This window comes from Candidatus Nomurabacteria bacterium (assembly GCA_020632075.1).
Classification (GTDB): Bacteria; Patescibacteriota; Minisyncoccia; order Phycocordibacterales; family UBA918; genus OLB19.
This window is the reverse complement of the sequence record JACKGH010000001.1, coordinates 401,424-423,767: the sequence shown is the minus strand read 5'-3', so window position 1 is coordinate 423,767 and position 22,344 is coordinate 401,424. Positions and strand designations below refer to the sequence as shown.

General features: G+C 50.0%; 24 protein-coding genes. 16 read left to right on the top strand and 8 right to left on the bottom strand.

The window, feature by feature from the left end; genetic code table 11:
* The first annotated feature begins 3 nt into the window (after positions 1 to 3).
* Positions 4 to 297: a hypothetical protein gene (locus H6786_02125; protein MCB9816170.1), complete on the top strand. Its 294-nt coding sequence runs from the start codon at positions 4 to 6 to the stop codon at positions 295 to 297.
* Between the two features lie 54 nt (positions 298 to 351).
* On the opposite strand, the gene ung is transcribed toward H6786_02125, so the two are convergent.
* On the bottom strand, positions 352 to 1,014 hold the full coding sequence (ung, locus tag H6786_02120; protein ID MCB9816169.1) for a uracil-DNA glycosylase: 663 nt from the start codon (positions 1,012 to 1,014) through the stop codon (positions 352 to 354).
* 20 nt (positions 1,015 to 1,034) lie between these two features.
* Here ung and H6786_02115 point away from each other — a divergent pair, with 20 nt between their 5' ends.
* The gene (locus H6786_02115; GenBank protein ID MCB9816168.1) at positions 1,035 to 1,253 is read left to right on the top strand and encodes a DUF2061 domain-containing protein; all 219 of its coding nucleotides are present in this window, start codon (positions 1,035 to 1,037) and stop codon (positions 1,251 to 1,253) included.
* On the opposite strand, the gene mutM is transcribed toward H6786_02115, so the two are convergent.
* Together mutM and H6786_02105 are read right to left on the bottom strand one after the other, a co-directional pair.
* Positions 1,254 to 2,117 carry a bifunctional DNA-formamidopyrimidine glycosylase/DNA-(apurinic or apyrimidinic site) lyase gene (gene mutM / locus H6786_02110; GenBank protein MCB9816167.1) on the bottom strand — a complete coding sequence of 288 codons (864 nt, stop codon included), beginning with the start codon at positions 2,115 to 2,117 and terminating at the stop codon, positions 1,254 to 1,256.
* Between the two features lie 61 nt (positions 2,118 to 2,178).
* The gene (locus tag H6786_02105) at positions 2,179 to 2,805 is read right to left on the bottom strand and encodes a hypothetical protein (GenBank protein MCB9816166.1); all 627 of its coding nucleotides are present in this window, start codon (positions 2,803 to 2,805) and stop codon (positions 2,179 to 2,181) included.
* A gap of 925 nt (positions 2,806 to 3,730) precedes the next feature.
* Here H6786_02105 and H6786_02100 point away from each other — a divergent pair.
* The 9 genes from H6786_02100 to H6786_02060 all read left to right on the top strand — a co-directional run bounded on the left by H6786_02100 (position 3,731) and on the right by H6786_02060 (position 14,751).
* Positions 3,731 to 4,090, top strand: coding sequence for a hypothetical protein (locus tag H6786_02100; protein MCB9816165.1), 360 nt, complete (start codon positions 3,731 to 3,733; stop codon positions 4,088 to 4,090).
* Positions 4,091 to 4,413: 323 nt separating this feature from the next.
* Positions 4,414 to 6,396 carry an acyltransferase gene (locus H6786_02095; protein ID MCB9816164.1) on the top strand — a complete coding sequence of 661 codons (1,983 nt, stop codon included), beginning with the start codon at positions 4,414 to 4,416 and terminating at the stop codon, positions 6,394 to 6,396.
* 25 nt (positions 6,397 to 6,421) lie between these two features.
* Positions 6,422 to 8,329 (top strand): acetate--CoA ligase, encoded by a 1,908-nt coding sequence (gene acs / locus H6786_02090; protein ID MCB9816163.1) that lies wholly within the window; start codon positions 6,422 to 6,424, stop codon positions 8,327 to 8,329.
* 275 nt (positions 8,330 to 8,604) lie between these two features.
* Complete coding sequence (locus H6786_02085; GenBank protein MCB9816162.1) at positions 8,605 to 9,198, top strand: hypothetical protein; 594 nt, start codon at positions 8,605 to 8,607, stop codon at positions 9,196 to 9,198.
* Between the two features lie 85 nt (positions 9,199 to 9,283).
* A complete protein-coding gene (locus H6786_02080; GenBank protein ID MCB9816161.1) occupies positions 9,284 to 9,997 on the top strand; it encodes a hypothetical protein in 714 nt (237 codons plus the stop codon).
* An 87-nt stretch (positions 9,998 to 10,084) separates the two neighbouring features.
* Positions 10,085 to 11,431, top strand: coding sequence for a cell envelope integrity protein CreD (creD, locus tag H6786_02075; GenBank protein MCB9816160.1), 1,347 nt, complete (start codon positions 10,085 to 10,087; stop codon positions 11,429 to 11,431).
* 49 nt (positions 11,432 to 11,480) lie between these two features.
* A complete protein-coding gene (gene trkA, locus H6786_02070; GenBank protein MCB9816159.1) occupies positions 11,481 to 12,827 on the top strand; it encodes a Trk system potassium transporter TrkA in 1,347 nt (448 codons plus the stop codon).
* Positions 12,828 to 12,829: 2 nt separating this feature from the next.
* Positions 12,830 to 14,275, top strand: coding sequence for a TrkH family potassium uptake protein (locus tag H6786_02065; protein MCB9816158.1), 1,446 nt, complete (start codon positions 12,830 to 12,832; stop codon positions 14,273 to 14,275).
* Between the two features lie 77 nt (positions 14,276 to 14,352).
* Positions 14,353 to 14,751 carry a response regulator gene (locus H6786_02060; protein MCB9816157.1) on the top strand — a complete coding sequence of 133 codons (399 nt, stop codon included), beginning with the start codon at positions 14,353 to 14,355 and terminating at the stop codon, positions 14,749 to 14,751.
* A 51-nt stretch (positions 14,752 to 14,802) separates the two neighbouring features.
* On the opposite strand, the gene H6786_02055 is transcribed toward H6786_02060, so the two are convergent.
* Entirely contained in the window at positions 14,803 to 16,257 is a 1,455-nt protein-coding gene (locus H6786_02055) for a hypothetical protein (protein MCB9816156.1), read from the bottom strand.
* A 163-nt stretch (positions 16,258 to 16,420) separates the two neighbouring features.
* Positions 16,421 to 17,176 (bottom strand): ArsR family transcriptional regulator, encoded by a 756-nt coding sequence (locus H6786_02050; GenBank protein ID MCB9816155.1) that lies wholly within the window; start codon positions 17,174 to 17,176, stop codon positions 16,421 to 16,423.
* 359 nt (positions 17,177 to 17,535) lie between these two features.
* Between H6786_02050 and H6786_02045 the strand changes: the two genes are divergently transcribed.
* From H6786_02045 to H6786_02035, 3 genes are all read left to right on the top strand, one after another.
* Positions 17,536 to 18,678, top strand: a complete 1,143-nt coding sequence (locus tag H6786_02045) for a hypothetical protein (protein ID MCB9816154.1) — start codon at positions 17,536 to 17,538, stop codon at positions 18,676 to 18,678.
* 128 nt (positions 18,679 to 18,806) lie between these two features.
* A complete protein-coding gene (locus H6786_02040) occupies positions 18,807 to 19,103 on the top strand; it encodes a hypothetical protein (GenBank protein ID MCB9816153.1) in 297 nt (98 codons plus the stop codon).
* Between the two features lie 153 nt (positions 19,104 to 19,256).
* Positions 19,257 to 19,589 carry a hypothetical protein gene (locus H6786_02035; GenBank protein ID MCB9816152.1) on the top strand — a complete coding sequence of 111 codons (333 nt, stop codon included), beginning with the start codon at positions 19,257 to 19,259 and terminating at the stop codon, positions 19,587 to 19,589.
* Positions 19,590 to 19,668: 79 nt separating this feature from the next.
* On the opposite strand, the gene H6786_02030 is transcribed toward H6786_02035, so the two are convergent.
* Positions 19,669 to 19,893, bottom strand: coding sequence for a hypothetical protein (locus H6786_02030; GenBank protein ID MCB9816151.1), 225 nt, complete (start codon positions 19,891 to 19,893; stop codon positions 19,669 to 19,671).
* 271 nt (positions 19,894 to 20,164) lie between these two features.
* Between H6786_02030 and H6786_02025 the strand changes: the two genes are divergently transcribed.
* Together H6786_02025 and raiA are read left to right on the top strand one after the other, a co-directional pair.
* Complete coding sequence (locus H6786_02025; GenBank protein ID MCB9816150.1) at positions 20,165 to 20,476, top strand: glutathione S-transferase N-terminal domain-containing protein; 312 nt, start codon at positions 20,165 to 20,167, stop codon at positions 20,474 to 20,476.
* Positions 20,477 to 20,500: 24 nt separating this feature from the next.
* A complete protein-coding gene (gene raiA, locus H6786_02020) occupies positions 20,501 to 20,869 on the top strand; it encodes a ribosome-associated translation inhibitor RaiA (protein MCB9816149.1) in 369 nt (122 codons plus the stop codon).
* 45 nt (positions 20,870 to 20,914) lie between these two features.
* Here raiA and H6786_02015 read toward each other — a convergent pair whose 3' ends face one another.
* A complete protein-coding gene (locus tag H6786_02015; GenBank protein ID MCB9816148.1) occupies positions 20,915 to 21,796 on the bottom strand; it encodes a methionyl-tRNA formyltransferase in 882 nt (293 codons plus the stop codon).
* Positions 21,789 to 22,322, bottom strand: a complete 534-nt coding sequence (gene def / locus H6786_02010) for a peptide deformylase (GenBank protein MCB9816147.1) — start codon at positions 22,320 to 22,322, stop codon at positions 21,789 to 21,791. The genes H6786_02015 and def overlap by 8 nt, the downstream gene beginning before the upstream one ends.
* Positions 22,323 to 22,344: the final 22 nt, after the last annotated feature.

Here is a 22,344-nt window from a genome sequence, read left to right as displayed (position 1 = left end):
CTTATGGGCGAAGTTCTTCGCAACCACGCTGTGCTGCAGAAGCCGCTCCACGAGCGCTTGCTTGGCTGGAGTCAGGCACTGTTTCGTGCGCGGCGACTGAAGCGCGAGCTCGGTCTTCATGACGGTATGCCCGGCAAGTACGTGGTTCTGACCAATGGTCAGTCCATCGCACTCGATGCTGGTGCGGCGTTCGAAGGAACGACCCTTGTGGTCGTTGTCGATGCGGATGGCGGAAAGACCAAAAACTTCCGCGTCTCCGAGATCGAACGTTTCGGCAGCAAGCTGGACTACTACTGATCTTCTCACGCTCCTTCGGGAGCACAACAAAGGCGTCTTCGGACGCCTTTTCTATTACCAGTCGATTGGAGATAGTTTTTGTTTTTCTAGGTACTCATTGGTCTTGCTGAAATGTTTGCAGCCAAAGAAGCCAGAGTGAGCCGAGAAAGGGGAGGGGTGAGGGGCTTCGAGCACAAGGTGTTTTGTAGTATCAATGAGGGCTGCCTTTGAGCGCGCGAAGTTGCCCCAGAGTAGAAAGACCACATGCTCTTTTTGGTCTGAGATAGTTTTGATCACCGAGTCGGTAAACTGCTCCCAGCCGAGTCCTTGGTGTGAGCCGGGCTTGCTTTGTTCTACCGTTAGCGTGGCGTTGAGAAGTAGGACTCCTTGCTTGGCCCAGCGCTCAAGATTTCCACTTTCTGGTACACTAGTACCAATATCGGCTTTGATCTCTTTATAGATATTTTGGAGTGAGGGTGGGATCTTTACATCATCTTGCACGGAGAAGGAAAGCCCGTGAGCTTGGCCGGGTCCGTGGTATGGGTCTTGTCCAAGGATCACCACCTTCACCTGATCAAACGGACAGAGTGTAAACGCATTGAAGACATTTTTCGGAGCAGGATAGATGGCCTTCGAAAGATACGCTTCTTTCACCTTCTGTGAGAGATCGGCAAAATAAGGCTTTTCAAATTCCTCCTTCAGGGCAGCTTTCCACGATGGTTCGATTTTTACTTCCATCTCCGCAGTATACTAAAGTCATGAAAGATTCACGAATACGAAGTTTTGTTAAGGGTATCACCTGGCGGTTTATCGCTACCGGTACCGGGGCAGGAATCACGTACTTCCTCACTGGTAGTCACGAGCTAGCCGCGTCATTTATTGTGCTCGATGTGGTGCTGAAACTCCTGTTCTATTACGGCCACGAACGAGCGTGGGGAAGAGTGGCCTGGGGTCGTGCCAGTGTGAAAGTCGATTAATTACTTCTGACACCCTGGACAATAGTGTGTCCCGCGGCCGGCGCAGCGGATCTTTTTGATGAGGGTTCCACAGCGGGGGCACTTGGTGCCGTGCTGACCAAAAACCTTGAGATAGTCGGTGAAATTGCCGTTTTCGCCACCAGTGTCTTTGAAGTGTTGGAAGGTAGTGCCGCCGACGGCGATCGATTCTTTCATCACGTCTCCGGCAGCGCGGCAGAGAGCGACCGCAGCCTTCTTGGTCACCTTATCAGCTCGCCTGGTCGGTCGTACTTGCGCACGCCACAGTGCTTCGTCGACATAAATATTCCCGAGGCCTGCGATGAATGATTGATCAAGGAGCGCGGCTTTGACTGAAGTCTTTCTTCTCCGGAGCCGATCAGCGAACCATGCACAATCAAAATCGTCGCTGATCGGCTCCGGCCCAAACCCGTTTCTTGCTCGTTCCATTTCCGCCCGGTCGACTACTTTTGTATACCCAAAGAGACGCATGTCATTGAAGTAGAGAGTGGTGTGATCGGTGAAATGAAATGCAACACGAGTGTGCTTCATTGGTAGGTTCATATCGGCGGCGGTCATGGAATGACCGCCGCCCGTCACCGCCGCATCTTTCCCGACATAAAAAAACTGCCCAGTCATCTTGAGGTGCGCCAAAAGAAATAGATCTTCTTCGCTCACAAAAGAGAAGATCATGAGTTTGCCAACCCGGTCGATGTGTTCGATCGTTTTTCCACGCAATCGATCTTCGATCTCTACATCATGACTGACCGTCTTATTGTGAAATACCTCGACCGAATCGATCGTTTTCCCGACCACTTTTCGCAGTAATTGCAGTCGTACGGTTTCCACTTCTGGTAGTTCTGGCATGAGTCGCATCATACCTCAAAAAAACGCCGTCCGCATTTGCGAACGACGTTTGTGTACGGTGCTACTCACCGAAACAGAATTTCCACCACTTGCAGTCGGCGTTGGTCGAGGCGACTTCGACCTCGGTGGTCGTGGCTTCTGTCGCCTGACTTGCCTTCGGAGGCTCGGATGCCGCTGCTTCAGCGACGACGACCGGTGGTTTGTCTGCTGTCTTCAGGCTGGTATCTGCCGGCGGTGCGACGTCTATGGTCTCAGCGGTAGTGCTTTCGATCGATGCCGTTTCTGGCTTATCATCCGACTTGTTCCACCATTCTGCGATTCCCGCTTTCTTTCTGGCGAACCATGACGGATCGTCATTTTCCGGCTCAGGAGCAGCGACTTGCGTTTCCTCCTCTGCATCATCACCGAAGAAGGGAATATTCCATTCGGAAGGATGCGCCCACGCGCCGCAGCGCTTGGTCTCCGACATGAAACAAGGGGTGACTTTTTCCATAGCACCGGCTGTTGCGTTGCCAACATATGACCATGCGGTCCAGCCAGCGCCACTGATCACCAGCACGATGAGTCCATACTTGATGATCATCCACTTCAGGCCAGCGGCTTGCCGGCCCTCTTCTTCAGCATAGCCAGCTGCGTACCGGCGCTCGGGACAGAGCGGATCTTTTTGGTCGATGTCGTTTGTCGACATGTGCACACTCCTCTGTGGTGTGTAAGTAACAGGTTCAAGCTGGGTGAAATAGTACAATAATTTTTTTAAAAAGCAACTTTTAGAGCAATGAGATTTTGGTCAGTTAATTTCGTAGTTTTGTTATTCCGGCGTGTATTTCTGCGTGACAGTTTGCACATACAAGAATGCATTTATCAATTTCAGTTTTCATTTTTTCCCATGATCTTGTCGTACCACGTGCTGACAATCCAAAATCTTTCTGCGAAGGGTCCTTGTGGTGGAAGGAGAGGGCGTTGATGCATTTCTTGTATCCACAGATCTGGCATTTTCCGCCTCCATACTCAACCGCTCTTTGACGCAGAAGACGTCTTCGTTCAGCGACGGCTCTCTTGAGATATTCTGCTCGATCTGCATATGTTCGAGTATCCTTCTTTGGCATACAACATGTAGTATACCATGTTGGTGAGGAGGTTGTATATTGGTTGAAAATCTGTAAAATAGCCATACTTGTTTGTACAAGTAACAATTACATATTCCGCCGTAGCTCAGTGGTAGAGCAGTCGGCTGTAACATTGAACAAATGTTCTAAATAGCAGCCTTCCTCAGTAATGAGGTACGGAAACATGAGGTGAATTGCTGGAACCCCTAGCGCGTGCGCGGGCAATCAGCAGCCAAGCCAAGGAGTAATCCAAGGAAGGTTCAGAGACTATTCCGAAAGGAAGTAGGGCAGGAAGTTGCTCGAAGCCCCTCACATCCCACGGTTATCAGATCAGGATGATGATATAGTCCATCCCGTTAAGAAATTTTCGGACAAGATGTAACCGATTGGTCGTAGGTTCGAATCCTACCGGCGGAGCACTATTGACAATACGCTATTTATAGCGTATTGTTTTGTGTAGGGTATTTCCGAAATGAACTGACTAGTTTTCTGTGGAGGAAACAAACAATGGTAGACGTTCTCAATAGTCCCGCTGTTAACGGTGCAATCGAACACTACGAAATGATTGACCAGGTCGTTGATGCGGTTGTCCCACATCTTCTGGAGACGAAAGGTTGGTACGAGATGGACGAGACTGAACGTGAAGCCAGTCTGCGGTATCTCGTCGGGCAAGCAAATTCTGAAGAGTCCTTGCGACAGTCTTTGTCCGAGTTGGGTGTGTACGACTACATGCTCAGCTGGTCAGATGTTGACCCCAACAACAAGACCTCGCTTGAGGCTCAGGCGTTGGTCAAAGCACTTGGCGGTCTCGTTGCCAAGAACGGTGCATTGGTCAATATCCACTTCTGGGACTTCGATCTCGATTGATGTTAATCGGACACCCAAGACCCCGCGTCACGTACGCGGGGTCTTCTCATTTGTACAAAAAGTTCGAACATCATCCCACAAGGAGAGCTTTATAACAGAAAGTCCAAGCATGAAATGCTTGGACTTTCTGTTTGATGGATTTGAGCCTATAAAGTTATTTGTGTATGAAATCCTGGTGGCGTCAGTCTTAAAGTGCAACAGTCTGATGCAGTATCTGTAATTTGCCATTTCTCCTTTTTGTTGCCAGGGCGAATTTTAGGTATTGGAGAGGCAGAGACATCTGTATAATACCTTTTAATTAATGACAGAATGACGGATCGGGTATGCGTGCAGCAAGTTTGAAATACATTCCTTACATCGATGGATTGCGAGCGATCGCGGTGATCGCGGTGATCCTTTTTCATATGTATCCGGACCACTTTCAGGGTGGGTACCTGGGTGTTGATATTTTCTTCGTCATATCGGGGTATGTTATTACCCAGTCGCTCTACAAAGGGTATCTAGAAAACGGCAGGGTCGATCTGAAGAAATTTTATGTACGGCGATTTAAGCGTTTGTATCCAGCGCTGCTTTGCATGCTGCTTGGTACTACCGTACTGTATCTGTTTTTCGGCTTCCTTTGGGATACAAATTTATTTGTGAAAAGCGCAGTCAGCTCAGTCTTCGCGCTTTCGAATGTATACTTTTTATTCCGTGGTGACGAATACTTTCATCAGGATCTGATCAATCCGCTGCTGCATACATGGTCACTAGGTGTGGAAGAGCAGTTTTATGTGCTGTACCCGCTTCTGCTCATTGGGATCCTCTGGTGGGTCCGCCAGCGGAAGCTGGCGATACATACTGCGGGTTTTATTATTGCTGGGGTGGCGTGTGTGTTTTTTCTGATCTCTACCTATTACGCCGATGAATTGATCGGTGCGTTCTATTCACCAGTTGCGCGTTTTTGGGAGTTGGGCGTTGGTTGTGCTTTGTTTTTCTTGCGGGAGAAACTGGAGCAGTATGCTATACCAAACTACTTTGCTGCTGCAGGATTGACGATCATTGGTATTCTGCAGTTTTTCCCTGAGGCGAGATTTGGCTTGCAGCTGGAGATATTTTTCGCGGTGTTGTCTGTGGTCTTTATCATCTTGGCTGGCGGGACGGCTTTCCTGAATCAGAGGGTGCTAGGTAATCGCGTCGTTTTGTACGTCGGAAAAATATCGTATTCATTGTATCTCTGGCACCTACCGGTGATCTATTTTGCAGGACTGTATCTGGATGCTGTAGCCTTTGTTTTGGTAGCGACAGTCGCAACTGTTGCAGCAGCGGTGCTTTCGTATCATCTGGTAGAAACGCCACTCCGCTATTCAAGTGGGTTGGAGAAATTCTTATCTGCGCTAGTTAGTCGGTGGAAGCTCATTATGGTAACCGCGGCCACCATTGTTGTGTTCAGTCTGACACAGGTCGATATGATCAGGTTGCAGGTCAACACAGCCCTCAATGATTTTTCTCATACGAGCAAAAGTATTAATTATATTGAACGAACACTCTCGCTCGGTGATCGAGTTCAGCCAGCACAGACTTTTTTTGGTAGATCCGTGACAGTGTGTGGGTATGGAGATACTACAAGTGATCTTAATAGGTATGGCTTACGAGAAGAATGTTTTGTTGCTGGTCAGCAAGGCGATTCCACCTTGCTGTATCTAACCGGAGATAGCCACGCGACGCACTTTATTCCGATGTTTGAAGAGTCTCGGGTAGTGGATGCGTTTTATTTTGACGGCTTTCCGAGAGTGCCGTTGACGTCTGAGTTTGTGGCGGGTAGCGACGTGATACAAGCTCGTGCGAGCGAAGTGAACAGAGTGAGTGAATCCTTTGAAACGGTGTACTACGTTACTTCTCTACATATTGATCAGCAGCCTCAATATGCTCAGGTGCTTGAGAAAAGTGTACGAGAGTATATTGAGCGGTTCGATCCAGCGGTCGAACTGATCTTCATCGCGCCAACGCCAGTGTTCGCTTCTGGACCCCAGTCGTGCGCACTACTTGGTCGTCATTGCGAATTATCTAAAACTGACGATCTTGCACGCGCTGCATTTATACGAGATCTGTATGCGGAGGTAGCTCGTGAGTATGCCAATGTGTCTATTTTTGACCCGTATGAATATATTTGTCCAGGGTCGGTATGTCGGAAGTATGTCTCGGAGGAAGACTTGTTGGTGATCATGGATGATGATCACATTAGTAAGGAGATGGCGGCGCGTCTCGCTGATACGTTTGATGCGTGGATGATGGACACGTTTGCCGTTGCTCAAAAAGAAGACTAAGTGCTATATGCTATCCTAAGACAATATGAATTTTGCACAGCGAACCACACGACTAGACCAAGAGAAGTATCAAGAAATGTATCAGCGATCGATCACTGATCCAGAGGGGTTTTGGTCTGAGCAGGCTGAGGAGTTGTTGGTGTGGGATACGAAGTGGGACACTGTCTTTACGCATGATGTCGAGCAGGGCAGGGTGCGTTGGTTTGATGGTGGTACTTTAAATGTGAGCTACAACTGTATAGACCGACATGTCGAGGCTGGTATGGGTGCGCGAGTAGCGTACTACTGGGAAGGTAACGAAGGGCAGCGGATCGATATCACGTATCAACAGCTATTAGAAGAGGTGTCTCGTTTCGCTAATCTATTGAAATCTCGTGGTGTTACGAAGGGTGATCGGGTGTGTATTTACATGCCGATGATACCAGAGGCGGTGTACGCCATGCTGGCGTGTGCACGCATTGGAGCGGTGCATACGGTGGTGTTTGGTGGTTTTTCAGCCGAAGCGCTACAGTCTCGGATTCATGATGCGGCTTGTGTAGCAGTGATCACTGCCGATTATGTGAAGCGTGGTCCAAAGCAAAATCCACTACAAGCCAATGTCGATGCCATTTTGCCAGATTGTCCCACGGTACATACCACTGTGGTGGTGCAGATCGGGTCTGAACCGTTGGTGCTTGGAGATACAAGTGTCGATTATCGTGCAGAAATTATGAAGCAAGATGTGGTGTGCGAGCCAGAGAGTATGGAGGCTGAAGATCCGTTGTTTATCTTGTATACGTCTGGTTCAACTGGTAAGCCAAAGGGGGTCTTGCATACAACGGGAGGGTACTTACTGTATGCAGCGATGACACACCGCTACACCTTTGATTATCAGCCAGACGATGTGTACTGGTGTGCTGCCGATGTCGGCTGGATCACAGGGCATACCTATATGGTATACGGTCCCCTCTGTAATGGTGCTACCTCAGTATTGTTTGAGGGCGTGCCGACCTATCCCGACGCATCTCGTTACTGGGAGGTGATCGACAAATATTCAGTCACGACATTTTACAGTACGCCGACTGCGATCAGGATGTTGATGGGGCAAGGAGATGAGTTTGTGACCAAGACGTCGCGGCAGAGCCTTCAGATCTTGGGTACGGTAGGTGAGCCGATCAACCCCGAAGCGTGGCATTGGTATCACGATGTGGTTGGTCGCGGACAGTGCTACATTGTCGATACCTGGTGGCAGACCGAGACGGGTGGCCACGCGCTGACACCTATTCCTGGAACGGTGGATCCAAAGCCGGGGGCAGCTATGCAACCATTCTTTGGTATTCAACCTGTGATCGTGGATGCTGATGGAAACGAGCTCACAGGAGAGTGTGAAGGGATACTGCTTCTTAAGGGTTCGTGGCCGGGGCAGATGAGAGATTTGTTTAACGATCACGAGCGGTATCTAGAGGTGTATTTCAGCCAGTATCCAGGGTATTACTTACCAGGAGATGGTGTGCGTAGAGATGCTGATGGACATCTGTGGATCTCTGGTAGGATCGATGATGTTATGAATATCTCTGGTCGACTGATCGGTACTGCAGAGGTTGAGAGCGCTCTAGTGTTACATCCGGATATTGTCGAAGCGGCGGCAGTCACTATACCTCACCCAGTTAAAGGGTGCTCAATGTGCGTCTTTGTCTGTCCGACGGCTTCTGCGACGATCACTGAGGAGACATATGTCGAGCTCGGTGACTTGGTAAAAAAGCAGGTTGGTTCATTTGCACGACCGGATCAGATCGTGGCTGTCGCAGCATTACCAAAGACCCGATCAGGAAAGATCATGCGGCGAATTGTACGAAAGATCGCAAATAAAGAATACGATGCGCTCGGCGATGTTTCCACCCTCATGAATCCGGAGTCGGTGACCGATCTGATCGAGATCGTGAAAAAGCTGTAGGATCAAAAATCGAAGTGGTATGTCCACTGTTCTATAAAGGGAGGCATAGTTTTTTTGGTACACTAAACAAATAGGACACCGATCGTATTACTAGTGCTTTTTTACATAGTACGTATGTTAGCAAAAACCAAAGCTTTACTCGCTCGACCACTTATCGCGTTGTTTGCTCTGATGGTAGCTCTTGGAGTGGAGGTTGCTGCTCGGCGACTACGATCAGTGCGACCGATGCGGCTGGTAATACTGCGGAGGTGGGTTGTTCAGAATAGTGTATAGGTATGCTACGTCAAATAGTCATTCTCAGCTTACTCATATTGTTCGCGCCGAGTGTTGTTGGTGCTGCGGTTATTACTGATGAAACCTACGATTTCACATTTCAGATCGACGACTCATTTGTTCAGTACAATACATCTGATTATCTTGAAAATGGAGGAAACTACGGGTTGTACACCTTCAATAAGGGTGGCGACCTGGCTCGAAACCGTTGGACCGGTATCTTTGTTGCAGTGAAGTTATCTGACCCGCTGTATGACGATGATTGGGAAGACTACTACGTGAACGGCCTCGGGGCAGAGAAGCGGACTGTGGTTGGGTGTGATGCATACTATTACATCGAAGAAAGGGTCTACACGACTGGTGGAGCGGTACAAATAACGGAGTCTATAGACATCGTCCTTGATGGACAGCCGATCATGATCCAGGTTTCGGGTGACAAGAGCGATATCGCCGAGATCCGGACGACCTTTGATTCTGTGGTGTATTCCTTTACGAGCGGTCACAACTGTAACGATGATGAATCAAATGCGACCGTGTTCCTCCTACTGACTTTGGTAGTTGTGCTGCTCGCTTTTGTGGTGCGACGAAAAAAGTAGGAAACTGCACGTGAGATGTCATTGACGTATTAAATTTATTATTGTATTTTTCCTATCAGAAACTCGGTCCTACAGGAGACTTAACATGTGTAATAAGACCAGCTTTGACGGTCCGTGTGATTGCGGCTGTCATGATGCTGATTCGCCCGCAATGCATATAGCACCTTGCTGTTTCTATACGAGCATTCCTCGTGCTGAAGCAGAAGCTGCCGCGCGGCAGGCTCGTGAACGACATGGGTCAGACCGTACCGATCAGCCTCAGAAATTCTCGCTCGGGCAGCGTGTGTTGGTTGTCGGGTGGGTCGAATCTGCCGTTGGGGTTGTTCGAGATATCAAGCGTATCTTCCACCAAAGAATTGAAGAGTGGGTCTGGGGCTACCAGATCGACTACGAGAATTCTAAACCTGTACTTTCTCTTAAGTATGTACCGCAAGGGTACTTGAGAGAGATTTCTGAAACTTCAGGGAGCAACATGATGCATTTTGGTATTTTTAAACTATCAGTGACCTACGCTGATGGTTGTCCGGTCATTTCGTACTCGGCACTCAAGAGTCCGGTCGGCTCTGATCCGATCAAGATCGAGGCTATCAGTGCAGAAGAGGCGGTCGACAAAGCGACGGATCTCTTGAGGCAGTTGGGGGTCGAAACTCACTCAATATTGGGTGACCCCGATACGATCATGGCCCCGTTCCCGAATTTCTTTGTCGGAGAAGTGCAGCTTCAAGTCGCTGATAAGTACGACACGCGTCAGTTGGAGTATCGGATCAGCCAGTTTTTTCCGGTGCACGCCTCCAAGTAATCACAGAGCCGCTCGATTTATCGAGCGGCTGTTTTCGTAACTAAATGGCAAGAAGGGAAGTATGAATATGTGTAAATACCAAATACTATGAGAGAAATTCCTCGACCGAAGCTTCAGAGTCAGTTAACAACCAAGCTTATTGTGCTGGCTGCACTTGTGTTTGTGTCGTGGGTCGCCACTATGTTCGTGTGGAATATTGTCCAAGAACGAGAAAGCACCCAAAGAGATGCGTCAGATCAAGTGTCTGAACAGTGGAGTCGGCCACAGACGATCGCTGGTCCGGTCATTACAATTCCGGTTGAAAAGACAGCTGTTACCACTACGGGTGAACGTGTGGTCAATACGACCACCCTCACGCTACTGCCACAGGACCTTTCGTATCAGAGTGAGATCGGCACCCAGTTGCTCACAAGAGGGGTGTATGAAACACCGGTCTACACCACGACAGTGAATGGGGTCGGTAGCTTCGACATATCAGTCATCGATCTGGGATCATCGGCAGATACAAAGGTCTTATGGGACAAGGCAGTCCTCTCGCTGAATGTATCCGATACGCGCGGTATCACGTCTTCGTTTCCACTCAGCTTTGGAGAAAAAGAGTACAAGATGTTACCGTCTTCTGAATTCTTAACGCTCGACACTGTCGGCGTACATACTCCGGTCACGATCGACCCAAGTCAGGCGACATGCCAATTTTCATTCGCGCTGCCGCTGAAGGGAAGTCAGTCGATCTCATTCATTCCACTCGGAGAAAATACTGCCGTGACACTTAGTTCAGACTGGAGTGCACCAAGCTTCAGTGGAGAATTTTTGCCTGAGAACCGTACGGTCTCCGAGCAAGGTTTTGAGGCGACTTGGAACGTTACTTCATACGGGAAGAATCTCCCGCAGTACTGGTTGGGCAGTGGCGCGGTTGACGGCAACGAAACGCTGCAAGCAAAAGCGTTTGGAGTGAGCCTGTTCCAGGAAGTCGACTTCTATACTATGGTCGACCGCGCCACAAAGTACGCAATACTCTTCATCAGCCTCACGTTTTTGACCTTCTTCATGTACGAGGTGCTTGCCGGTTTGCGGATCCATCCAGTGCAGTATCTCCTGGTCGGTCTGGCGATTGCGCTCTTTTATCTACTCCTCCTTTCATTTGCTGAGGTGATCGGATTTCTGCCGGCGTACTTGGTGGCGATGATCGCGACCACGCTGCTCATTACTGGCTATTGTTTCAGTGTACTTAAAGCTAAGAAGCGTGCTCTAGCGATCGCAACCCTGCTCACTGCATTGTATGGTTACTTGTACATCCTGCTGCAAATGGATCAGTATGCGTTGCTGTTTGGTTCGGTCCTACTCTTTGGAGTCCTGGCGACGGTCATGTTTATCACTCGCAATCTTGATTGGTACACGTTGAATGATAATACTAGCTCCACTGTGTCCAACTAACATTGAAGCAGCCTTCGGCGCGGCGTTATAATGAAGTGTACAAACTTCTATGCGCATCGTAGTAGCGGGTGCCGGCGACCTAGGCACATTTCTCATTGCACAGCTTTCTGCTGAGCGACACGAGCTGAGCGTGATCGACAAGAGTGCAGAAAAACTTGAGCGTCTGGCACAAAAGCATGACGTTGCGACATTTCGGGGTAACGCACTTTCATATGACAATCTGATGGAAGTAGGCGCGGCTAAAGCTGATCTGTTTGTGTCCGTGACCGAGAGTGAAGAGCTTAATCTCATGACCGCGATCTTAGCCAAGCGGGTTGGTGCGAAGCGAGTGATCGCTCGTGTGCGTCATTCGAAATTGATCTTGCACGATGATGTGTTTGATTTCGCTGGACTCGGTATCGATGAGATCGTGTCACCGGATTCGCTTGCTGCCGATGAGGTCGCGATGTTGCTCGATACACAGGCGTTTTCACAGTTGGTAAAATTTGAGCATGGGAAATACTTTTTGGCTGGTTTGATCGTCCCGGCGTACAGTACATTGATCGGTCATACATTGCAGCAAATTGCCCGCAAGTATCGGGCGGCCGGGGTAGAGCCGATCGCACTCGTGCGTGATGGTATGACCTATCATGCTAGCGAACGCCTCCCGCTTAAAGAGACTGATCATCTGTACTTCATAGCTTCTTCCGGCGGTCTCCATAAGATGGCGAAAGTACAGTCTGGACAAACACGTCGACGCAAGCGAGCGATGGTGTTTGGTGGTAGTCGCGCGGGGATTGAGACGACCAGACGGCTGCAGGCAAAGGGCTACCAGGTGACAATGGTAGAGGGGAAGAAATCAGTTGCTGAGGAGTTAGCAGATTTTTTGCCGGAGGCGTTGGTCATTCATGGCGACATGCAAGAATCGGGGTTCTTAGAAGAGCATGACGTCGATGAGATGGACGCGATCGTGGCTGCGACCGGCAATCCAGAGCTCAACATCATTTCATGTCTGATCGCCAAACAGCACGGTGTCAGACATACGATCGCGTTTGTGAAAGACGTACACTATTTGCAAGGCGCGTACGAGCTCGGTGTCGATACGCTTATCAATAAAAAGTACATTGCGGCAGACTTTATCTTTCGTCATGTAAAGAAGCGTAACGTACTTTCAGTGGCGAGTATCCCGGGTCTCGATATGGAGATCTTCGAATTCTTAGTGAAGGACAGATCGCCGATCACCGGTATGCCCCAAAAGAGCATTGAACTCATTGCAAAGAGCGAAGTGGTGATCGGTGGGGTGCTGCGCAAAAACAAACCGGTTGAGCTTGATCCCTCATATATTTTCCAGCCAAACGATCGGGTCATTGTTGCGTGCCACAATGCTGTGCGTGATGCGTTTCAAAATATGCTCTAAGTATGTCATTCAATGTCCGAGCCATTGTGCAAATACTAGGGATCCTCTTGTTATTGCAGGCTTCGTTCATGCTGCTGCCTCTGTTCTATTCTTTGTACCGGGGCGATGGACAATTCGCAGCGTTCTTGGTGTCGGCCGTGTTGGTGTTTGTGTGCGGGCTTGCACTGTGGTTGCCAAACCGTGGTAAGCGCCAACTCCACAAACGAGACATCTATCTGATCGTCACCGGTGGTTGGGTTCTCCTTTCCCTTATGGGTGCTTTACCGTATCTTTTTGGAGGGGCTATCCCACAGCTCGCTAATGCATTCTTTGAATCGGTCTCTGGCTTTACCACGACTGGTGCGTCAGTGCTGACCGCGATCGAGGTGCAGCCAGAAAGTATCTTGTTGTGGCGAAGTTTGACACAGTGGATCGGCGGAATGGGAATTGTAGTGCTTATGATCGCAGTCATGCCGCTCTTGGGGATTGGCGGTATGCAGCTCTTCAATGCTGAATCGCCTGGAGTAACAGTCGACAAGCTCACTCCACGCATTAAAGAAACTGCCGGGATCATGTGGGTGGTGTATGTGGTACTTACGTTTGCACTCGGTTTCTTTTTGTGGCTTGGTGGCATGTCTGTTTTCGATGCGATCAATCACGCATTCACCACGCTTTCTACTGGCGGCTTTTCAACCAAACAAGCGAGCATGGCTGCCTTTGCGCCGCACCTGCAGTACATTGTGATCTTCTTTATGTTCTTAGCGGGGACGAGCTTTGCGCTCCTCTACACTGCACTGTTCACCAAGATCACGGCGCTGTTTCGTAATGATGAGTTTCGCTACTACGTGTATGTGGTAGTGGGTGCAACCTTGGTCTTATGGCTCTTTGGAGTGACGCTCGGTACCGGGATCGAACATGCCTTTCGTGATGCATTGTTCCAAGTAGTGTCGATCGTGACCACCACTGGTTTTGCGACTGCTGATTACTACGTCTGGGCGGCACCGATGGTCTACATTTTGTTTATTTTAATGTTTGTCGGCGGCATGACAGGATCGACCGCAGGAGGAGTGAAGGTCATGCGACATCTGGTTCTCTTTAAAGACGCATTTTTAGAATTCCGCAAACAGCTACACCCTGATGCGATCTTGCCGGTTCGTTTCAACGGCAAGCTGGTCCCGCAGTCGGTGTTGTATCGAGTGATCGCATTCGTTATGTTGTACATCTTTATTGCGGTAGTGTCGGTGGTGGTACTGCTCTTGTTTGGGATCGATACACCGACTTCCTTTGGTGCAGTCGCTGCTACGCTGGGGAATATTGGTCCCGGTCTCGGTGAGGTCGGCCCGGTTGGCGACTACTCGCAGTTGCCAGATTTAGTGAAGTGGTATCTCTCGGGCCTGATGATCGTGGGCCGACTGGAACTGTTTACGGTTCTTATGTTGTTTACGCCATACTTCTGGCGACGATACTAGACCTATTCGAGCGGACTGGTTTTACTATCTTGCGGCACAGGGTAGAATGACAGTCATAAGTAATGAGTGTTACGAATATGAAACAAACTCCCAAAAAGATCCTGATCATCGAAGATGAGAGTATGCTGCTTGAAGCGTTGTCTGAAAACTTCACTGAACTTGGATATGTGGTTACTGGCTGTCCAGATGCACAGACCGCCTTTGATCACATGCAGGAGGATAAGCCAGACATCATTTTGACCGACTTGGTGTTACCAAATATTGACGGTTTTGAGATCTTGCGGACACTGCAGCAAAGTGTGCACTTGAGTGATATTCCGGTGTTGGTGCTATCGAACTTGGCTGAGCCTACTGATATTAAAAAAGCCAAAGACCTCGGCGCGCATGATTTCTTGGTCAAGGCACAGATGGCACTCAGTGAGATCGTGGAGCGAGTCGAAAAAGAGCTAGAGACAGGAGACAAGAAAGAGAAATAAAAACGCCCCGACGAGAGTCGGGGCTTTTGCTATCGCGTTGCGCGATGGAGATCAGGAGATATTGATCAGATAGTCAGCGTACAGTACGGCGAAGCCTGCCACGTAGGCGAGGAAAAACGGAATGATCGTCATCTTGATGTACGCACCCATGGTGAGAACCGAGTGGAAACGAGACATTAGGATCATCCCAGCCGCGGTGCCGATCGGCAGGAAGGCCCCACCTACGCCGGTGGTGTAGTTCAGCATCAGCCAGAAAATGTGGTTGGTTGGATACTGATCGAGACCAAACATAGCCTGGTTTGAAGCGACGAGTGCGCTGTTCGACATGAACGCCGAGACGATGCCTTCGAGGAGGGCAATGCCTGGTGCGACGAGATCTTCGCTACCGTGTTCTGTGATTGTGTTGACGAGTAGGTTCGCAACATCTCTCAAGACCCCAACATAGTTTGCGGCACCCACGAGAGCAATAAGGAAAGCGAACTTTACGACCGTTTCAAAATCGACGTCGCTCAGCGCACTCTTCACGTTAAACTTTTCGACGAAATGGTGACCTTTAATAACGTGAAACTTGCCGGTCAAGATACCCCAGATCGAGAACACCAGGATCCCTGCCAGCCACGGCTCGTAGTGATACACCAGCTTCGTAATCACGATCAGTGCAATGCCAGACAGTACGAGCCCAAGGAGCAGTAACTGCTGCCAGGTCTTCAGGTGAAACTGTTGAGATTGCTCTAGCGCGTGAGGATCCAGCTCATTAGGGACTGGTCGTTCGACGTTGCCGCTGAGTTTGAACCAGAACCAAGCGAAGATCACCAGCATGTATACCAGCGATGGTACGATCAGATGTAAGAACATTGCATCAATCGTGATCTGTCCTCCCATGAATAGGAAGAGCGAGGTTGTGTTACCGATAGCTGACGGTATGCCGCCAGCGTTTGCGCCGGCAATGATGATCGCCAGGAAGACCAAGCGGTTTTCGGGTCGGGTGGTCAACTGAGTCAACAGTGCACCCATGACAACAGCAGTAGTCGGGTTGTCGAGTACTGCAGACATGATAAAGCTCATCAGTCCAATGATGATCATTAATGTGCGCTTGCTGTTTGTGTTAATGATCGTCAAGATCGGGCTAAGGATGCCCATGTGGACACCAGCCTCGACCACGAACATGATCATAATTAAAAACGTGTTGAGTTCCGTGATACTGTTCTTGACGTCAGTCAGAGCAGTCATGATCGGCGTATGATCATCTGTTGTCATGAAGATCAGCAGCCATGAAACTCCGGCAGCTAGCCCAAGCATGTAGATGTTGAAGTGTTTACTCACAGCCATGCCGGTCAGCCCGAGCACGAACGCAGCGGTAACACCCCAGTACACGTGGTACGGGTCATCGTAGTGAGCGAACAAGGCGAAGAGCAGGAAACCTGCCACAACGCCTACGATGGTCGATGTCTTCAGGTGCCAACGAAACAACATCCCCAGCACACCGGCTCCAAAAACGAGCCACATAATGGGGAACAGGTACACTGGCGGTGCAATGAGTACCATCTTTGATTCTCCTTTTCTTAACTTTTGATGAACAGGTTTGGAACAGGAAAGCAAGGCGAAGCCATGCTCGTTTGTGTAAATTTATACACTAAAATATTAAAAATGTCAATGTTTTAGGGCTCTTTTACGATTTTGCCTTTTCCCACAGTGCGGTGAATTGGAGTCGTTGCAATGATGCAAATTCAGCACTATCAACCACAAAGCCAAATGCTTCTTTGCTCGAACTGATGAACATTACTTTGTTTGCATAGATGATGTATCCCATGCCGTCAGTGGGAATGCTCGAAAGATACCGTCGCTCTACATCTGATGCGTCGGTAGTAAAGGTCTGCGTCGCTTGCTTCTTGTTACTCTGTGGCCAAATGGTCTTGAGTGTGATGTGTCGTTTCTGGCGGCGTTCATTGAACCACTGCAAGAAATCTGATCCGAGCACGGTGAGCATCGCGTCGTGCGGCCAGCAGATCTGTAGTTCTATGTCGTTGTGCCAGAGCATGTCTTTCATGAGTTGTTGGACACCATCTCGACCCTCAAAGAAGCGCACTTTTGGCTGTACGAGGTCGAGTGACGAGAGGAGAGCAGGAAGATTCTGCTTGAGAGTTGCGCGGCCGTACTCGAGTTCGTCGAGCTGCTCGTCCATAAGCACGATGAGCTGCTCTGGGTTGGTGGGGGAGAAGTAGGTCTTGCCGTCGATGTCGAGTTCGACCACTAGCCCTTTACCGCGAAGCAATTTGAGTTGGTCGTATACCGATGGGCGAGTGATGCTTGTGCGCGCAGCGAGCATGCGCGCAGTGGACTGACCTTCGCGGAGTAGGGAAAGGTAGATGGTCTGCTCAGGCGTAGCGAGTCCAAGTAGTCCAAGGATGGTAGTTAGTTTTTCCATAGTGGTTTCGACGTACTATAGCAATTTGTCGAAATTCGTCAACAAATAACAAAAAAGTGCATTTCGAAATATCCTCATGACAGTTCAGTTCTTCACAGATACCAAAGAAGTGACACAGCTGAACACGAACGTCCTGAGGGTTTGAACGAAGTCTCACCGGTGTCCCAAGCGGCAAAAAATTTGTGCGAGACACAAGCTGGAGTCTGTAGTGAACTCAAGTTCAGTGCAGACGAAGCGTAGTGTTGCAGCCAAATTTTTTGTCGCGACGACCCGGAACAACTTGATGTTATTAGGTTGTGTTGAGGGTTCGGACAGACCCGATGCGGGGATTCTATCACTGTCATGAATGGAGGTGCTAAGTGGGCACTCAAAAGAAAATTGTTCGTGGTTCCAACTTCGTTGCCAAAACCGTCAAAGACGTCGCAACGCGTACCGATACTGCCGCTGCCAAGATCATGGACCGCAGTCAGGCCATCGATAGCGACTTCGTTCGCTCGTTGGTTGACGGCGCGATCATGAGTTGGGCCGGCCGTTCGCCGCGCCCGGCGCTCGACGCTGCTGGCAACTTCCAGGTCACCGACCTCGACTTGCTGTCGTTTTTGGTGCCGCTGGTCGAGCGCCGGGCGGTGGTCGAGATCCCTCAGTACACCAACCGTCGCCAGAGCGTGCGCAAAGAGAACGAGCGCAAGATCGGTCAGAATCAGTTTGGTTCCCTGACCGGCCTCACGTCCAATCGGGACGTCTTCTCGTTCTCGGTGCGCCTCTTCGACCAGACCATCGTGGTACGCGATCCAATCACTGAGCGGGAATCGACCGGTGCGCATCGCAACTACATGCTGGTCGATGTCGACGGCTACTGGTATGACGGCTGGAAGAAGATCGTCTTCGATCCGACTGCCAAGGAGAACAAGTTCCTGACCGAGCATGGTCTCTTTACTGGCAATACCGTCTACTTCGAGCACTATGTGCACCCGAACCGTCGGCAGAGCATTTACGGTGCGCCGTACTTGCGACTGAAGATGCTTTCGGAGCGCCTGCGTGACGAAGCCTCGTTCTACCGTAGTGAAGTAAAGCGCCTCGAAGCGCTCGGCTTCACACTGCCGGAAGGCGTGAAAGCTCCGTCGGTCTCGACCGAGTCGGTGGGCGAGAGCAAATCGATCGAGGTCGGTACCATGGAAATGGTGCTTGAGCTGCCGGAGTTCTCGGGTGCGTATGCACCGGTCGAGGATTCGGTCGAAGGCCTGATGGCTGCCTATGAGCGGCAGAAGCTCTTCACCTACACGCTGCGTCCCTTGGTGCAGTTTGTGATCCGAGCAGACGAAGCTGCCTTCTTCCTCTACGGTGCCGAAGACCTCTTCGTCGCGCCGTGGATGAAAGGCGCCGAGTGGGAACTCGGTTATCGTCTGCCGCGTGGTCGGGTAGATTGGAATCGGCTCGAACTCGCACCGGGTGTTGCTCTGCGGTATCGCATCAAACGTATCTCGCAGCGGGTCGCTGCGTAAGGAGGTGTCCCGGCCGGCAAGCATAGCTTGCCGGCCTTTTCGTATGTAACTTGCAAAAATACAAAAATGTTGTATGGTATAGAAAGCGCCAGACGCTGGTTGTCTGGATTTTTGGGAGATCATTTTTTATGAATGATAGCTTGCTCAAAAGTATCGAAAAGAGTGAACGTTCTTTCCATCGAGTACTGGCTCTGCTCGGCATCATGCTGATCGTTGGGCTCGTACTCTGGTTTGGTGGTGTCGCATTGTTGGTCTCGTTGTTGCGAGATCCGATCGTGTGGCTACTCCTGACTGCGATCGCAGTGTTGGGTGCTGGAGTGTGGATCAACCTTCACCCGGATCCCTTGGTTTCTGCGCGTCACAGTGCAGGCAAAGTAGTCCGCTGCTTGTGGAGCCGAGCGCGCCTGCGACCGTGTGCTGCATAGTACGGTGTAAAGACGTTTGAGGAATATGGCCACGTCTCGATGGAGACGTGGCTTTTACTGTTATTGTGGATAAATATTGACAGTCATATATATCTCTGGTATCATATTTTTATCTTGGAAATTGATACTTCACCAAGATAGGAGGTTTTGACGATGGACACCATGATTTCGTTCACCGCCGGTGTTCTTTTTTTGTTTGGAGCCCTGATGGGCTGGGTTGAGCTGTTTGTGAATAAACAGCCTGAATACTTTGCCGTGTTGGCATTGGTGGCAGTTTCATCACTGACCGGGATCGATATCCTGCCGGTGACCGCTGCACTGATCTATGGCGAAGAACGCTTTGGGTTGATCAGCTCGCCGCTCCTCATGCTGCTTCAAGCCCTGCTGTGGCTTCTTACTCACACTGCACCATTGGCAGCACGTGTGCTTTGCAGTGCTGGCCAATCGTGTCGCCAGTTGTTCGTACAATACGTTGTGCGTCACTGATGAAGTTGGTCGTGGATGACCACAGAATGAAACCCGCCGTAAGTGGTTGCCAAATTGGCAACACACACGGCGGGATTTTTCATACAAAAAGACCGACATAAGTCGGTCCAGATTCTTTAACGATACCGATACCGCCAGCGGTCGTTGTATCGTTCTTGATTGCGACGCCACTTGCGGTGGTTGTCTCGATACTCGCGGTTTGAGGGGCGGTTGTAATCGTACCGCAGACCCCAGTGGTAGGTGCGAGTTTCGACTCGAGGTGGTTCGTAGTATCGGTAGTACGGTTGTACGTGGCTGCGAACATGTACGCCCGGAACATACAGCACGCAACTACTCAATAGCGTGGCCAGTAGGACGACTACCAGCAAACGAGCACGTGCGAAAGAACGGGACATGGCACACCTCCTAGTGGTAGTTGTCTGTACCTGTGGTATATACTGCGCTGATTTTTTCATATGTCAAGAAAGTTCATTGACAGAGAATGAGAGTGTTTCGTGTTCAGAGTTGCTGAATGGCAGTGGGTGCGGTTGCGTAGTATACTGTAGGAAGGTTACAAAATAACGAAGAGTGAAATCATGCTAACACTTTACATGCGTTCAACGTGTCCATTCTGTCAGCGAGTGATGCAAATGGCAGAAAATCTAAACGTGGCACTAGAACTGAAGGATATCGACGAAGATGAAGCGGCCTTGGCTGAACTGGAAGTTAAAACCGGTAAGTCACAGGTGCCGTATCTCGTCGATACTGAAAAGGATGTCGCGATGTTTGAGTCTAGTGACATTATCGAGTATTTGCGCGAAAACTACGCAAATACTGGCGCGACAGCTGCCGTGGCCAAGCCACGGGTGCATGTGGGTGGATCAACGTGTACTTCGTGTGAGGGTTAATAGTCTAAGAAGCAACAAATTTCTATGACATTTCCATCAATCAACTATAAATTCAATGATTTGGCAGAAGCGCAAGCATTGACTGAACTTATCGAAAAGAAATGTGAAGCATTTTCCAAGTATCTCCATGACAATGACGCGGTAACGTGTGAGATCGAATTTCAGAAGGTGGCACCACAGCAGAATGGTCAGGTACATCAGGTTGAGGCAAATTTGCAGATCAATGGCACGCTATATCGAGCAGTAGCTACGGAAGAAACATTTGAGAAAGCGATCGACGAAGTCCGAGACGAACTCGATAAAGAGCTCCGCACCGCTAAAGAAAAGCAGGTAACGAGAGATAAGCAAGCGGGACGAGAAGCAAAGGAAATGATGATGGAGGCTCAGGTATAGAGCTGAAGTAAGAAACGGGCGGCCCCTTCGGGGCCGCCCGTTTTTTTATGAAACACTCTTCAGGTAGTCATCAAAATCAATCTCACGTTTACCCTCGGGTGTTACACGAAGTAACTGCAGCGTGCCGTTATTAGTCAGTTCGGCCATCTTTACCTTCACTCGCTTGTCGTTGTGCATGAAGTATGTATCGCCAATACCAGCCCAGGCATTGATCGTGTGCCAAGCAGCCAAGGCTGCTTGGCCAGTAGGAAGATCGAGTGGATCGATCGTGAGCTCATTTTCGCCCTTTTTGAAGCGACCGCAGTAGGTAGCGGCGCCGTGATCTTGTTCTTGTGGAGCGAGTTCGCCGGTGATCCAGGCTGGTAGCACGTCGGCCAGTAGTGAACCGCCCATACGGGCGAGCGCGAGGTCGAGATCCGGGCCTGATACGGGCCAATTCTCGTCAGAAATATCCATTGCCATCTGGTCGAGAATTGGCCCGTGGTCCATCTCCTTATCAAGTAACATCACGGTCACTCCTACTTCATCGCGCAAGTCTTTCAGGATTGCAGTGCGAATCGGGCTTGCTCCACGGAGTTTTGGTAGTAGGGAAGGGTGGGCATTCAAAACGCCATGCTTCGGCATCTCAAGTAACCATTCGGGTAGAATAAAATTGTAGGCCACTACGACAAATGCATCCCAAGACTCGCTCTCAAGTCGTTGGCGTGTTACTTCTGCCTTGTAGCTATCTGGTTGGAAGACAGGAATATTGTGTGCTTCTGCCCAGATTTTGACGGGCGGCGGCGTGAGTTTGTGGCCGCGGCCGGCCGGTCGATCGGGGTTGCAAACTACCAAGCTCGGCATGAGGCCGGCCGCGGCCAACTCTTCGAGCGCAGGCACTCCAAGCGGTTCGCCTCCAAAGTATGCGAATTTTATTTCCTTATTCATTTTCAGCCTCGCTTAACCCACTTGGTCGGTCGTCTTTGTCCCACACTTTTTCTGCGCGATCTACAAAGAGGGTGCCATCGAGGTGATCGCACTCATGCTGAATGATCTGTGCCAAGAGGCCACCAGCACCACGAGTGAATGGTTCGCCGTTTTCATCAAGTGCCTCAACAGTCACGTTCTTATGGCGCAGTACGACACCATACTTGTTTGGTACTGAGAGACAGCCTTCACCAACCTCATGTGATTTTTTCGATACTTTGGTGATGCGAGGATTGATAGCAACGATAGTTGGGAGTGGATCCTCACGATCTGCGTTTTGGTCCTCAATCAGAAACAGGCGCTTAGCAACACCAACTTGCGGTGCAGCAATCGCAACCGCAGCATAGCCATCAACGTCGTAGGTCTTGATCGCTTTGCGCATGCCTTTGAGGATCTTCGCGACGGTGCCATTAGCAAATTCCTCCGGGGTGATTTCCTCGGCGATGGTGTGTAGGGCAGGGTGGTTCTGCGGGACTAATTTATTCATGAAAATACTATACAAAATGATA